Below are 14370 nucleotides of genomic sequence, written 5' to 3' on the forward strand. Positions count from 1 at the left end.
TGCACTGAAATATGAACGCCCTTAAGGAAAATTCATTTGACGCTATTGTCATTGGCTCTGGCATTAGTGGTGGTTGGGCAGCCAAAGAGCTGTGTGAAAAAGGATTAAAGACCCTTTTGTTGGAAAGAGGCAGGAACGTGGAGCATATTAAAGATTATCCCACCACCCTGCTGAACCCGTGGGATTTTAAACACCGCCTCACCAATCCTGAAAAAGATGTGATGGCAGACCCGGTACAAAGCGCTGCTTATGATGAAAGCAGCAAGCACTTTTTTGTGCGGGACTCTGAACATCCCTACATACAGGAAACGCCTTTTAGCTGGATACGCGGCTACCAGGTGGGCGGGCGCTCCCTTACCTGGGGACGGCAATGTTACCGCCTCAGCGACCTTGATTTTGCCGCTAATGCGCAGGATGGAAATGGAGTAGACTGGCCGATCCGTTATAAGGATATTGCGCCCTGGTATGATTATGTGGAAACCTACGCCGGCATCAGCGGGCAGGCAGAAGGCTTAGCTCACCTGCCGGACGGACAATTTCTGCCGGCCATGGAAATGAACTGCCTGGAGCTGCACTTCCGCGAACAGCTGAAAAAGAAATACAACGACCGCTTAGTGACCATTGCCCGCGTAGCCAACCTTACAAAAGGCTGGAACGGACGGCTGCCCTGCCAGTACCGTAACCTGTGCCACCGCGGATGCCCGTATGGCGGGTACTTCAGCAGCAACGCAGCTACCCTGCCTGCAGCAAAAGCTACCAATAATCTTACGTTGCGGCCGTTTTCTACCGTGGCATCTATTATTTATGACAAGGATAAGAAAAAGGCTATAGGCGTTCACGTTATAGATTCGGAAACTAAAGAATCTTACGAGTATTATGCACGTATTATTTTCCTGAATGCCTCTACCATTGCCACAGCGGCTATTCTGCTGAACTCTGTGTCAGATGCATTCCCCACCGGTTTGGGTAATGGCAGCGACCAGGTAGGCCGCAACCTGATGGACCATCATTTTAAAGTAGGCGCCAAAGGTGATTTTGACGGGCTGCATGACCGCTATTATATTGGCAGAAGGCCCACCGGCATTTACATACCACGCTTCCGCAACCTGGATGAAGGCAGTAAAATGCCGGATTATGTACGGGGTTTTGGTTACCAGGGTTATGGCGAACGTGAGGCCTGGATGGATAATTACAGTGCTCCCGGTTTTGGGGAAGACTTTAAAAAAGCCATTACCGCACCCGGTAAGTGGACCATGTGGTTAGGCGGCTGGGGCGAAATGCTGCCCTATGCCTTTAACCGCGTAACGCTGGATAATACAAAACCGGATCCCTGGGGATTACCGCAGGCCAAAATATCTTTTGAGCTGGGCGGCAATGAGCTAAGCATGCGTACGGACATGAAAATAAGCGCCATGGAAATGCTGGAGAAAAGCGGGTTTACCAACATATCCGGTTTTGACTATAATTATATTGGCGGGGAATGTGTGCATGAAATGGGTACTGCCCGCATGGGTAACGACCCTGCCACCTCTGTGCTGAATAGATGGAACCAGATGCACGAAGTACAGAATGTGTTTGTTACAGATGGCAGCTGCATGACCTCCTCCGCATGCCAGAACCCTTCCCTCACCTATATGGCGCTCACTGCCAGGGCCTGTGATTATGCTGTGGGAGAAATGAAGAAAGGGAATTTGTAGATGAGTAGATGTGCAGATATGCAAATGTGCAGATGATAGGATGATAAAACAAAAAGCCCTGACAGTTTTCGTAAGCTGTCAGGGCTTTTTTATATTCGCTGCATTATTTCATCTGCACATTTGCACATCTGCATATTTGCACATCTACTTCATGTCCGCCATTTCCATGATCACACTAAACTCATCGTGGGTAACGGCGCTTACGGATAAGCGGCTCAGCTTTACCAGCTGCAGGTTTGCCAGGCGTTTTTCTGCTTTTACCTGTGCCAGGGTAACGGCTTTCTTTAAAGGTTTTACGGGTTTCAGATCCACTACTACCCAGTTGGCATCCGTAGTGGTAGGGTCCTGGTAATGTTCTTTCAGCACTTCTGCAATACCCACAATTTCCAGTCCTTCATTGCTGTGATAAAAAAACACCTTATCCCCTTTTTTCATGGCTTTGAGATTGTTGCGGGCAGCGTAATTACGCACCCCATCCCAAAAGGTTTTGCCATCTTTTACAAACTGGTCCCAGGAATATTTTACAGGTTCTGATTTAACAAGCCAGTAGTTCATCTTCTAATTTACGATTTTAGATTTATCAATCCACTCCCCATCCGCTTGCCAGCACGTCTGCAATATGCATGGTTTTAATGGAGAGCCCGTGTTTGCGGATATAACCATCCAGGTGCATCAGGCAGGAAAGATCGGTGGAGATCAGGTATTCTGCGCCGCTTTCAATGGCATTCAGCACTTTCTGCTCGCCCATGCCAATGGAAATGGCTTCAAACTTTACGGAAAAGGTACCGCCAAAACCGCAGCATACTTCACTGTCGGCCACTTCACGCAGCTCCAGGCCTTTTACTTTGGAAAGCAGCTGCCGGGGCCCTTCCTTAATACCGCACTCGCGCAGTGCGCCGCAGGCATCATGGTAGGTGGCTACGCCGTTCAGGGTGGCGCCAATATCGGTAACTCCCAGCACCTGGGTAAGGAACTCTGTGAACTCAAACATATGTTTGCGCAGCAGCTTTACCTCGTTGTGTGTGGCAGAGTTATCGAACAGCTTACTGTAGTAGTTGCGCACAAAGCCGGTGCAGGACCCGCTGGGCGCTACTATGTAATCATATACCTGAAAATCTTTTACGAATTTGGTGGCTACAGCGCGGCACTCATCCCGGTAACCGGCGTTAAAGGCCGGCTGCCCGCAACAGGTTTGATTGGAGTTGTAGCTTACATTACACCCCAGCTTTTCCAGTACTTTCACCATATTAAATCCTGTTTCCGGAAAAAGCTGGTCCACAAAACATGGTATGAAAAGCTGTACGTTCATTGAGTTAGTCTTTTGCTATTTATGACCTGCTTTAGGGAGGGGATAATGCTGCCGCTATTTTTGGAGCTGCCGTACCATGGCAATCATCTTTAACGCGGTAATGGCCGCTTCGTCCCCTTTGTGCCCGTGTTTACCGCCCAGGCGCTCCTGCGCCTGTTCCATATTATCAACCGTTAAGATCCCGAATATAACGGGTACGGGTAATTGAACATTTAGCTGCATAATGCCGGAGGTAACGCCATCACATACATAATCGAAGTGAGGGGTTTCTCCGCGGATCACGCATCCAAATGCAATAATAGCGCCAGGTTGTGCGCTGGTGCCCTTTTTAGCCTCCCAGTACTGGCGGCAGGCAAACGGCAGCTCAAAAGCGCCGGGTACCTGGATCTTTGTTACGCGGGATATATTATACTGTTGTAAAGTACGTTCACAGCCTGCTACCAGCTCATTGGTAACACCATCGTTCCATTCAGTATAGATCATAACAACACTGGCATCCTCTAAATGGAGAATGCCAGTATCGTTCAGTAATGTCTGATTATTTATTGACATGTAGAATTACGGATTAGTCAATTACTCTTTCACTTCTCCCAGCTTGGCCAGGTATTTATCCATTTCGCGGCCTTCGTTGGTTTGGGGATATTTCTCTTTGATCTCTTTGTAAATAGCAATGGCGTCCTGCGTTTTACCGGCTTTCTGCAAAGCCAGGCCAGCGCGGAACAGGTACAAAGGAGCGGTTAGCTCATTATCGCTGTAATGACCGGCTTTTTTGTAATAGTCAATGCCATCCTCTGTTTTATTCAGCTCCATATAGGCGTCGCCGGTAAGGCCATATGCATATGCCTGTACCAGTTTATCATTGGCGCTGAATGACTGCAGCAGATCAATACCTTTCTGGAACTCGCCCAGCCGTACGTAACAAACACCGGCGCTATATTTAGCCAGGTTGCCAACTTTGGTACCGCCGTATTTATCAATTACCTGTAAATAACCATAGTTGTTGCCATCACCGTTCAGGGCCAGCTTAAAAGAATCGGCAGCAAAGTACTGCTGCGCGTGGAACACCATTTCCTGTGCTTTCTTTTCGTTGGGGGCTTTAATAAAACGGTTGTAGGCAAAGAAACCGCCTACGATCACGATCACTGCTACTATTGCAATGTTAATGACGTTCTTGTTCTTGTAATAAAAATCCTCTGCCTTGTGCATGGACTCCTGCAGGTCAAAATCCTGCTTAGATGTTGTAGTGTCTGGTGTAGCGGCTTTATGCTTTGTTTCTGCTGCCATTTTTTTTGTTTGTTATCAGTTTTTTACTCATAGGTGTGAGTAATAGTGGTTAGTGACGAATGGTTAGCTGTTAGCGAACGCGGATAACCTTCCGCAAAAATACTAACAACTAACCATCTGTACCAAATCACTTATTAGTCTACTATAAAAGGATAATCCTGCTGCATGTAAACATCCTTCAGCAGTTCATCATCGGAAGGCCAGGGTGATTCTTCAGCGAATTTCACACATTCTTCTACTTCGTTCTTCACCTTCTCGTTGATGGCTTCAATTTCTGCGTCGGTTGCCCACTTGTTCTTCTGGATCGTTTTCAACACTACGTTGATAGGATCTTTGTCTTTATATTCTTCTACTTCTTCCTTGGTACGGTATTTAGCCGGGTCGCTCATGGAGTGGCCGCGGTAACGGTAAGTTTTGATCTCTACCAGGGTAGGACCATTGCCTTCGCGGGCGCGTTTTACTGCGCGGTCCAGGCCTTCGTGTACGGCTTCGCAGCTCATACCATCAATGGTATCGCTGGGCATTTCGTATGCTTCAGCCAGTTTATAGATGTCCAGTACATTAGAGGTACGTTCTACAGAAGTACCCATGGCGTACATATTGTTCTCGCAAATAAAGATCACCGGCAGTTTCCACAGCATGGCCATGTTAAAGGTTTCATGCAGGATACCCTGACGGGCGGCGCCATCGCCAAAGAAACAAAGCACTACGTTATCTGTACCCTGGTATTGCTCTGCAAAAGCCAGGCCTGCACCGGTTCCTATTTGTGCGCCTACGATACCGTGGCCGCCGAAGAAACCTTTTTCTTTGGAGAAAAAGTGCATGCTGCCTCCCTTACCTTTGGAGCAGCCGGTTGCTTTACCATACAGCTCTGCCATACAGGCATCTGCAGTAATGCCTTTGGCAATTGCCAGGGCGTGATCACGGTAAGCAGTGATGAATTTATCAGAGGGTTTGGTAGCACTCATGGCGCCTGCGGCAATTGCTTCCTGTCCGATGTACAGGTGGCAGAAACCACGGATCTTCTGCATACCATATAACTGTCCTGCTTTCTCTTCAAAGCGGCGCAGTAAGAGCATCAGCTCATACCAATACAAGTACGTTTCTTTCGTAAACTTCGTCTTCGCTTCTGTTTTAGTAGCCACTGTTTCTAAATTTGTCCGCAAATATAACAGGAAAATCCTAAAAACTAAATAACTGTGACAATTACCTGTAAATTTGTCGTTTACGAATTAGAAATTAAGCCAAAAGCGCAAAGCTGAAAGCAGAAAGCTTAATGCAGCGTACGGTATTGGTAAAAGCTAAAGGCTAAAAGCTAAAAGCCCATGCGGCATATCGGCCGTACCCTGTACCGGCTGCCAACATACAGTATGGCCCGGCTTTATGCTTTATGCTTTCACCTTTCCCCTTATCTTTGCCGCTTGCTTACCATCAAAAACATATCACTTACCCAGTTCAAGAACTATGCGCATACCGCTTATGCCTTTGAGCAGCGCATTGTAGGTATTACCGGCCGTAATGGCAGCGGCAAAACTAACCTGCTGGACGCCATTTATTACCTGTGCTTCACCAAAAGCTACTTTAGCAGCAATGAAGGGCAAAATACGCAGTACCAGACCAACGGCTTCCGGCTGGATGGGCAGCTGGAACGCAACGGGCAGCCCCACCGCATTATCTGCACCCTGAAAGACGGTAAAAAAGACATTACCCTCGATGAGGAAAGCTATGACCGTTTTTCCCGGCACATAGGCGAGTTCCCGGCTGTAATGATTGCGCCGGATGATGCTGAGATCATCCTGGGCGGCAGCGAAGAGCGCCGTAAGTGGCTGGATGGCCTGCTTTCCCAGCTGTACCCCAATTACCTGGAACACCTCATCACCTATAATAAGATATTACAGCAGCGCAACAGCCTGTTAAAAACCATTGCCACCCAAAACCGCAACCAGGACGTCCTGCTGGACATTTTTGACGCCCAGCTGGTGCAGCACGGTGTGCCGGTATTTGAAATGCGCCGGGCCTTTTTGCCCGCTTTTATACAACAGGTACAACAATTATATGATTACCTGGCCGGCAAACACGAGGTAGTGAGCATCCAGTACCAGTGTAACCTGCTGGAACAGCCGCTGGATAAGCTGCTGGCTGCCAACCGCCATAAAGACCTGCTGCTGCAGCGCACCAGCGGGGGCATTCACCGGGACGACCTTGTGTTCCTGCTGGACGAACATGCCATGAAGGCCAGCGCCTCCCAGGGACAGCGTAAAAGCTTTTTGTTTGCCCTGAAGCTGGCCCAGTACGAGGTGATCAAACAACAAAAACAGTTCCCTCCCCTGCTGCTGCTGGATGATGTATTTGAAAAGCTGGACCAGGAGCGGGTTACACGCCTCATTCAGCTGGTAAGCAGCCAGGAGTACGGGCAGGTGTTTATTACAGATACACATGCCGAACGGCTACAGGCGGCATTTGCAGAGAAAGAAGGTTTTCAGCTGATCGAGGTTGGTCACTCTCCCACCGGCAGGTGAATTTCCGTGAGGAGCCCCTCTGGCGCCGTATTTTTCCGGCTATTCAGGTATACTTCAAAAGGCGGCACCTCCCGCAGCTGCATATTACTGTAAGGCAGCCAGGTTCTGTAAGCCTGGCTCCAGGTTTGCCATAAGGTATCATACGGGCCTTTGTGCAAGAACACCGCCCATTTTCCGGCGCTTATCAGGCACCTTTCCATAGGTTTTACAGGGATGTGCTGCAAGGTTTCCGGCAGCACTATGCAGGCATCAAAACGCCATTGGGCTGTATCCAGCAGCTCCATATCGCGCAGCACCCCTAAGCGCATTTGTACATGGCCGGTAAGCTTGTGCTGGTTTAAGTAATCGTACAAGAGATCAAAAGTAGCACCGGCATTAAAGAACTCATTTTCCACTCCCTTTTTGCTCACATACAATAAAGGCAGGTCCGGCAGCTCGCGTATGGCTGCCTGAAGTGTACCTGCCGGGCGGTTGGTTTTAGCGGGCCTTTGGGGATAGCGCAGCTTTTCCCTGTCTGGCCGGCGGGCTGGCAGCATGCCAAATGCTTTCCTGAACACTTTTATAAAGGCCGATGTGGTCTGATAGCCCACCGCTGCACCGGCATCAGCCACGGTGCAGCCATCCTCCAACAGCCTGGCAGCTTTTGCCATGCGGATGCGGGTAATGTACTCCCCCACCGTTTCGCCGGTGAAGGCGGAAAAGATGCGGTGAAAATGAAAAGGTGAAAAATGGGCCTGGGCGGCAATAGCTGCAATACACAGCTGCTGATCCGAATGTGCACGCATATAACGCATGGCCTGGTTAATGCGGTTCCGGTAATCCATAGTGGTATCCGGGCGGTTGCGGCTTCCGGGGTCTTTCATACTCCCAAGATAGTAAAACCATGTTTTGCAATAACGCGATCTTGCTAACTTCTGTTATGCGCACGCGGGGAATGCATTTGCTATTTAATTTTAAGCGCCATTCTGAATAATATGATGATGAAAATATTCCTGACCGCTTTATTATTTGCCGGTACTGCCTGTGCGCAAACCAGCGCGCCTATACCCAAAACAAAATTCACTCCGCAGCCCACCGGGGTTAGCCAGCGGGAATTTGCAGACAGCTCCCGCAGCAACTGGCTGGGCACCGGTCCGCGGCCTATACGCTGTATAACCTGGTATCCATCCGGCGCCGGCGGGCAGGCAGCGCTCATACAGGATTCCATACAGTTCCCGGCACCCGTAACCGCCATGCGGGATGCCGGCCTGTCTGCCCGCAAAAAAAAGTATCCGCTCATTCTCATATCACATGGCGCGCAGGGCCATGCATTACATATGCGATGGCTGGGTTATTACCTGGCTTCCAGGGGGTACATTACCGTAGCAGTAGATCATAATGGTACGGATGTGGAAGAACGGAAAACCGCGCTGCTTACACTCTCTGATTTTTGCATGTGGATGAGGCCTAAAGACTTATCCTTTGTGTTGGACAAATTACTACAGGATCCGTTGTTTGCCGGCCGTATTGATACCAGCCGTATAGGCGTGGCCGGTCTTTCCCTGGGCGGCGCTACGGCTATATGGATAGCAGGCGCCCGGTTTGACCTGCAGCACCTGGCTGCCAATGCGCCCCCGCCACCGGGCAGCCTTAAAGCAGATGTTGACCGCCTGATCGCTTTATCTAAAACAGATCCGGTGGTAAAGAAAATGATGTTACATTCTGCAGATGATTACCACGATAAACGTATTAAAGCAGTATTTGCATTAGCGCCTGCTATCGGAGAGGCATTCACGAAAGAAGGTTTGCAAAACATCCGGGTGCCTGTGCAGGTAGTGGTGGGTGATGAGGATGTTATTACGCCCAAGGAAACCAATGCAGCGCATTATGCAGCAGACATTCCCACGGCGCACAGGCTCATTGTATTACCAGGTGAGCGCGGGCATTATACGCATCCCACAAGTGGTACATCACGTGCGGTAGAATTGCAGGAAGTAAGTCAGTTAGCGTATGATTTTTTTGCGGAGGTATTGAAATAACTACGTTACCTTTGACGCATGCGTCATGGTATTAGCTCAATAGGAGATGCACTCCGGGAATATATGAATAAAAGCCGCCTGAAACCGCGGATGATGGAGGTGCGTATACAGGAAAACTGGGAACAGCTGATGGGTAAAACCATTGCCCGCTATACACAAAATATACAGCTGATTGACGCTAAGCTGATCATAACCACCAATGTAGCTCCGCTTAAACAGGAGCTTAACTACGCTAAAGAAAAGATCATTAAACTGGTAAACGAGATGCTGGGCGAGCCGGTTGTACGCGAAGTGATTATTAATTAATAATCGGGGTAATTACAGGTTTATCATCTCACAAAACATTGCTGCTTATTTCCTTTTTGAATAAAAAAAGAATGAATAATTGATAACCAACCGGTAGTTGAAGAACTGCCTTCGTGATTATTAATTATTCATTCTTCATTATTAATTAAGCCGGCTACAGGCTTTGCGTACTATCAGCTACAGGTGCAGCAGCTACTGGTTTTGATGCGGCCATCTTTTTATCAATCAGCCCCTGGATATCACTCATTTTCAAACGGGTATGCAGGTGCACCATTACCAGGTCTTGTTCATCCTTTATCAGCACTACCAGGTTGCCCAGCTCATCCCCTTTCCCTTTGTTCATCATGTACACATGGCTGTCTTCATTCCTTACTTCCAGCAGTGGCTCCATACCTGACCGCTGCACCAGCGTATTCCTTAGTTTTTGTATATCGGCAGAGGCTATGCTTTCATGATCATCTGCCGTGATGGTATATACTTTTAGCTTGCCCACTTTTTTCAGCATGCGTTTTATCACGTACACATCTTCATCATCTATTAACCGGGCGGGTATTAATCCGCGGCCCATCCTTATCAGGAATCCCAGGCCTATACGGTGGGTTTCTGCGCGGTCGTAGTACTCACGCTGGAAACGTTTAAGATACTTCTGCTGGCTGAAAGCCGGACCGGCAGCGCATGCCAGGCCAATAAAGAGGAAGAGGGCGCGTACTTTCATTTCTTTAATTTTTTGAGGTTTTCCATCCCGTGAATGTTCATGTTACCGGCAATCTGGGATATTTCGTTCAGGTCAATATCGCCCACCAGGCTCATAGCCACAAATTCATCGTCGCTGCCTACGAGCATGATCAGCTCTGCAATATTGCCTTTGGCATTTTCCTTTACCATGAATTTCAGGTCTGTATTATCATCGCGTACGGTCATCAGCTCTTCCATGTCTTTGGTAAGAAAAGCGGCAGCTTCGCGGTACAGTTTGGGACCGTCCTTCGTGTCTTCCTTTGCCAGGATGCGCAGGCCCCGGAGCTTCTTTATAACCTGCATAAACTGCTGCCCCTCGCCGGTATTAATATCCAGCTTACTGAACATGCTGAACATTTTAGGCGTTACGCTTACCAGTGTAAAGCTGCGGTCCTCTTCATATTTCTGGAAGAAACGGTCTATGGCACTTCCCTGGCCCTGTGCGGATAACCGTAACCCGGCAATGACCAGTAAGAGTATTAATATGATTTGCTTTTTCATGATCTTAGTTTTTGTTTTAGAAGGCGGAAGGATTGAGTTAATTACGAATTGTCAATTACGAATTACAAATGAATGGCGCGCGCACTTTTACCATAATTGAACAACCCTTAATTATTAATTCTTAATTTTTTGTGTAGCATCATTAAAGTAAGATAGCTTCTCCATCTGCTCCGTACCCTTGTTCAGGTTACGGGACAGGAGCTGCAGGGCTTTCTGCGTTTCCGCATATGCCTTTTCCGGATCTTCAAATGTGTCCTGCTGCGTCCAGTCGGCGGCTATCAGCTGATGCTGTTTTTGCCGGAACTGCTGCACGCTGTAACCTACGCCGGCCATAATAAGCAGTACGGCGGCATACTTCATCCAGTGCTGCCAGGGTTTGCTTTTACGCAGGGGCACTATCCTGGCCGCCGGTTGCGGTATTTCCTTCTCCTGTTCCAGCCGAAAGTACTGGAACATAGGTGCGGCTTCCCGCAGGTCTTCCGGTAAGGCCTGTGTGTGCGTTACAAAAAAATGGCGGAGCATCTGTTCCTCTTCCAAAGAAGATTCCCCTTCCCAATATTTCTCCAGCAGCGCTCTTATTTTATTGTAATCCATATACCTGAATATTTTGCAGTTGTTCCCGTACGGCTTTCCTGGCACGGTGCAGGTTTGTTTTCACTTCATTCATTGTCAGCTCCAGAATGTCGGCAATTTCCTGGTAGGAAAAACCGTCAATGTCACGCAGTTGAATAATGGTCCGGTATTTTTCCGGCAGGGCGTGTATGATCCGGTGCACGCGGTCCATTACATCCTGCTGTTCGGCGGCCAGGTGCGGGTTGGGCTGGTGGGAGGCCTGCATCGCGTCTGCTTTGTCCAGTAATTCCGTATTCCGGTATTTTTTTGACTTCAGCCGGTCCAGGGCCAGGTTGCGCACTATACGCATACACCAGGCCTCCAGGTTTTGCAGCTCCGCCATCCTGCCCTGCTGGTTCCATACCCTGAGCATTGCATCCTGGGTAATGTCCTGGGCATCCTGCTCATTATTCAGCAGGCGGTAAGCAAAGCGGTACAGCTTTGGCCTTATGGGCATTACCTGGGAATGAAACAGCTCTAATGACATATCAACGTTATGGCGTTTTCTCGATGTTATACAAGGAAGACGACCGGTAAAAAGGTTTGTTACAAAAAGTACAAAAAAAAATTCCCGCTCACCAATTGATGAACGGGAAACTTCAACCATAGTTATAATCGGGGGAGACTATACTTTATTAAAAACCTGACCATCCGGATGCTTTTTGCCTGGTTTACAAGGCCATACGGCCGGTAGTGAAATTTGTGTTTATGCTGCCGGTAATCAATATACTGGTGAATACCGTGATAAAAGATAATGGTTTATTTTGAGTAAAATGTGGTTTACTCTAAGATAAGGTAAACTAAGTAGATGTGCAAATATGCAGCTGGCAGGCTTCGCAGCATAACCATGCACATCTGCATATTTGCACATCTGCACATTAAATCATTCCGCCTTCAGGCTCTTAACCGGGTTAGCCAGGGCTGCCTTTACGGCTTTATACCCTACTGCTGCCCAGGCAATACCTATGGATAACAGAACCGCCAGCACAAATGTCCCCCAGCCCATACTGGTATGATATTGAAAACCGGACAGCCATTCCTGCATAAAATAATATCCCAGGGGCGCGGCTATTATAAAGGCAATGCCTATTAATAAAGTGAACTCTTTTGAGAACAGGTACACAATATGCTGCACAGATGCGCCCAGCACCTTGCGGATGCCCACCTCCTTGGTTTTTTGCACGGCCATAAAGGATACCAGCCCGTATAAGCCCAGGCAGGAGATGAAAATGGCCAGGAAGGCAAATACTTTGAACAGCTGTGCCGTCATAGCCTCGGCGGTATAGAACCGCCCGATCTGGTCATCAAAGAAAACAGTGTCGTAGATATAAGTAGGATAGATCTCTGTAAAGGTCTTTTGCACCTGCTTCAAAGTAGCGGCCATTTTCTCACCCGGCTGTAAACGCAGCGCCAGTGTGCCATAATCATTATAACCGGATGTGAGCACGGTAGGCTGAATGGGATCGCGTAAGGAGCTGTTATTGAAGTCGCGCAGCACACCTACTACCGGGTACCGGGGGCTGTTATCCCTAAAGCCAATGAGTTTTCCCAGGATCTCTTCCGGCGACTTTAATCCCAGCTTTTTCACCAGGGTTTCATTCACCACCAGCTCACGCGCAGTGTCGCTGGCATAAGGCATGCGGCCAGCCACCATGCTCATTTTGAAGGTGTTCAGGTAACCGGTATCTGCAAACAGCCGTTTTACGCTATAAGGCTGTTTCTCAGCATCATTATTAAAAAATACGTCCGTAAAATACCCTGACAGGGAGGAAGGAGCATTGCTGCACAATGCAGCTGATGTTACGCCCGGCAATTCCAGCATACGCGTTTTCAGGTAAGCGTATTTGGCTTTTAAGGTACTGTCGCTGGGCAGATCCACCAGCACAATAGCCTCTTTCTGAAAACCCATGGACTGCTTGCGGAAATACTGCATTTGTTTTACTACCACCAGGGTGCCTATTACCAGCAGCTGCGCAATAATGAACTGGAACACCACCAGCCCCCGGCGCAGGGAAATACCGCCTACTGTGCGGGCGCTGATCTTATTTTTAATGGCGGCCACCGGGCTGAAGCCGGATAACACCATGGCCGGGTAAAAACCGGCCAGCAACGTTACCAGCAAGCCGGTTGCTATCAGGAACAACAGAATGGAAGGCGCCTGCAACAGGTCCATGGTCAGTGTTTTGCCCATCAGCTGATTTAGCTTCGGTATAAACAGCAGGGCCAGTATAATGCCGCTTATCAGTGCCAGGAAAGTAATAAGGGCTGTTTCGTTCAGGAACTGTCTTAACAATTGCAGGCGGTTGCTGCCCAGCACCTTGCGCACGCCTATTTCCTTGGCGCGGGTTACGGCTTGCGCAGTGGCCAGGTTTATAAAGTTGATGCAGGCTACCAGCAGTAAAAAAGTGCCAATGAGGCCCAGCGCCCACAACTCTTTGGTGGAAAGGCTATTGCCCCTAATGGTACCAAAACGTTTATCCAGGTGCATTTCCCGCATCGGCTGAAAATTAAGTCTGGTGGTGGTAAAGGTATGGTCCTCATCCTCCTTGTAATTATTCTTTACAAATGCCGGCAGCTGCGCCTGTAAGCGTTTTATATTTTCATTTTTGGGCAGCAGCACAAAACATTGGGAGCCTCCGGCAAGAGAGCGCCAGTCGTCCATGGCCTGCGCCTGCTGCTGCGGAGTGCCGATCAGATTTATGCGGGTAGGGTTGGAAATGCCCATGCGCAGCGGTATATCTGTATGCTCCGTCAGGTTCTTAAATACTCCGGTAACGCGCAGGGGTATACGATAAGACCATAATTGTATGGTTTTGCCCATAGCATTGTGGATGCTGCCAAAATAGTTGGTAGCCATATTTTCTTCCAGCACCACGGTGTTAGGCTCTTTCAGGCCGGCAGCATTACCTTCCAGCCAGGTAAAATCCAGTATATCAAACAGGGAGGGTTCTGTAAAAAACAGCCCGCCCGGTTCTTTAAACTTCTTTTCGTCAGACAGGTTTTTGCCGGGCACATAGATCTGCGAACCCCCGATCTCCCACACAGTGGCTATCTTTTCCAGCGTGGGAAAAGTTCTTTGCAGGCCACTTTCCAGGGGTAGCACTACCATACTATGTGTCCAGCCTACTTCCCCATTGCTGCGGTTAATGCTGCTGGTTACTACCCGGTATATGCGGTCACGTTTTGTCTGGTAATCATCATAGGTCATTTCATGCCGGATCACCAGGAAAATGAGCAAGCCTGCGCCAATGCCTACTGCCAGGCCCAGGATATTGATCAGGGAAAAAGACCGCTTTCTCCATAATGCACGGAATGAGAGCTTAATGCTGGTATTGATCATAACAGTGAGATTGGCTACTGCCGTACAAAAAACAGGTCAGAAATATATT

At 48.6% G+C, this 14370-nt stretch carries 15 protein-coding genes; 4 read left to right on the forward strand and 11 right to left on the reverse strand.

The window, feature by feature from the left end; all coding sequences use genetic code 11:
- The first annotated feature begins 11 nt into the window (after nt 1-11).
- Entirely contained in the window at nt 12-1697 is a 1686-nt protein-coding gene (locus KVT36_RS24230) for a GMC oxidoreductase (RefSeq protein ID WP_217606039.1), read from the forward strand.
- Between the two features lie 144 nt (nt 1698-1841).
- Here the strand turns inward: KVT36_RS24230 and KVT36_RS24235 are convergent, their stop codons facing one another.
- The 5 genes from KVT36_RS24235 to pdhA form a co-directional block, all read right to left on the reverse strand.
- Nucleotides 1842-2252 carry an EVE domain-containing protein gene (locus tag KVT36_RS24235; protein ID WP_217606040.1) on the reverse strand — a complete coding sequence of 137 codons (411 nt, stop codon included), beginning with the start codon at nt 2250-2252 and terminating at the stop codon, nt 1842-1844.
- 25 nt (nt 2253-2277) lie between these two features.
- On the reverse strand, nt 2278-3006 hold the full coding sequence (locus tag KVT36_RS24240) for a (Fe-S)-binding protein (RefSeq protein ID WP_217606041.1): 729 nt from the start codon (nt 3004-3006) through the stop codon (nt 2278-2280).
- 54 nt (nt 3007-3060) lie between these two features.
- Complete coding sequence (gene ribH / locus KVT36_RS24245) at nt 3061-3558, reverse strand: 6,7-dimethyl-8-ribityllumazine synthase (protein WP_217606042.1); 498 nt, start codon at nt 3556-3558, stop codon at nt 3061-3063.
- A 21-nt stretch (nt 3559-3579) separates the two neighbouring features.
- Nucleotides 3580-4290 carry a tol-pal system YbgF family protein gene (locus KVT36_RS24250; RefSeq protein ID WP_217606043.1) on the reverse strand — a complete coding sequence of 237 codons (711 nt, stop codon included), beginning with the start codon at nt 4288-4290 and terminating at the stop codon, nt 3580-3582.
- A gap of 134 nt (nt 4291-4424) precedes the next feature.
- A complete protein-coding gene (gene pdhA, locus KVT36_RS24255) occupies nt 4425-5435 on the reverse strand; it encodes a pyruvate dehydrogenase (acetyl-transferring) E1 component subunit alpha (protein ID WP_217606044.1) in 1011 nt (336 codons plus the stop codon).
- A 180-nt stretch (nt 5436-5615) separates the two neighbouring features.
- On the opposite strand from pdhA, the gene KVT36_RS24260 reads away from it, so the two are divergent.
- Nucleotides 5616-6809, forward strand: a complete 1194-nt coding sequence (locus KVT36_RS24260; protein WP_254640177.1) for a DNA replication/repair protein RecF — start codon at nt 5616-5618, stop codon at nt 6807-6809.
- On the opposite strand, the gene KVT36_RS24265 is transcribed toward KVT36_RS24260, so the two are convergent.
- Entirely contained in the window at nt 6788-7672 is an 885-nt protein-coding gene (locus tag KVT36_RS24265) for a GyrI-like domain-containing protein (protein ID WP_217606045.1), read from the reverse strand. The two genes, KVT36_RS24260 and KVT36_RS24265, sit on opposite strands and share 22 nt — an antisense overlap.
- A gap of 111 nt (nt 7673-7783) precedes the next feature.
- On the opposite strand from KVT36_RS24265, the gene KVT36_RS24270 reads away from it, so the two are divergent.
- Entirely contained in the window at nt 7784-8827 is a 1044-nt protein-coding gene (locus KVT36_RS24270; protein WP_217606046.1) for a hypothetical protein, read from the forward strand.
- 18 nt (nt 8828-8845) lie between these two features.
- On the forward strand, nt 8846-9133 hold the full coding sequence (locus KVT36_RS24275) for a DUF721 domain-containing protein (RefSeq protein ID WP_217606047.1): 288 nt from the start codon (nt 8846-8848) through the stop codon (nt 9131-9133).
- A 154-nt stretch (nt 9134-9287) separates the two neighbouring features.
- Here the strand turns inward: KVT36_RS24275 and KVT36_RS24280 are convergent, their stop codons facing one another.
- The 5 genes from KVT36_RS24280 to KVT36_RS24300 form a co-directional block, all read right to left on the reverse strand.
- Nucleotides 9288-9848 (reverse strand): DUF4252 domain-containing protein, encoded by a 561-nt coding sequence (locus KVT36_RS24280; protein WP_217606048.1) that lies wholly within the window; start codon nt 9846-9848, stop codon nt 9288-9290.
- Nucleotides 9845-10369 (reverse strand): DUF4252 domain-containing protein, encoded by a 525-nt coding sequence (locus tag KVT36_RS24285; RefSeq protein WP_217606049.1) that lies wholly within the window; start codon nt 10367-10369, stop codon nt 9845-9847. The genes KVT36_RS24280 and KVT36_RS24285 overlap by 4 nt, the downstream gene beginning before the upstream one ends.
- Nucleotides 10370-10483: 114 nt before the next feature.
- Nucleotides 10484-10963, reverse strand: a complete 480-nt coding sequence (locus KVT36_RS24290) for a hypothetical protein (RefSeq protein ID WP_217606050.1) — start codon at nt 10961-10963, stop codon at nt 10484-10486.
- Nucleotides 10950-11468 carry an RNA polymerase sigma factor gene (locus KVT36_RS24295; protein WP_217606051.1) on the reverse strand — a complete coding sequence of 173 codons (519 nt, stop codon included), beginning with the start codon at nt 11466-11468 and terminating at the stop codon, nt 10950-10952. The genes KVT36_RS24290 and KVT36_RS24295 overlap by 14 nt, the downstream gene beginning before the upstream one ends.
- Before the next feature lie 396 nt (nt 11469-11864).
- Nucleotides 11865-14321: an ABC transporter permease gene (locus tag KVT36_RS24300; RefSeq protein WP_217606052.1), complete on the reverse strand. Its 2457-nt coding sequence runs from the start codon at nt 14319-14321 to the stop codon at nt 11865-11867.
- Nucleotides 14322-14370 lie beyond the last annotated feature (49 nt).

The organism is Chitinophaga sp. GbtcB8, from assembly GCF_019091455.1.
In the GTDB taxonomy this organism is placed as follows: Bacteria; Bacteroidota; Bacteroidia; order Chitinophagales; family Chitinophagaceae; genus Chitinophaga.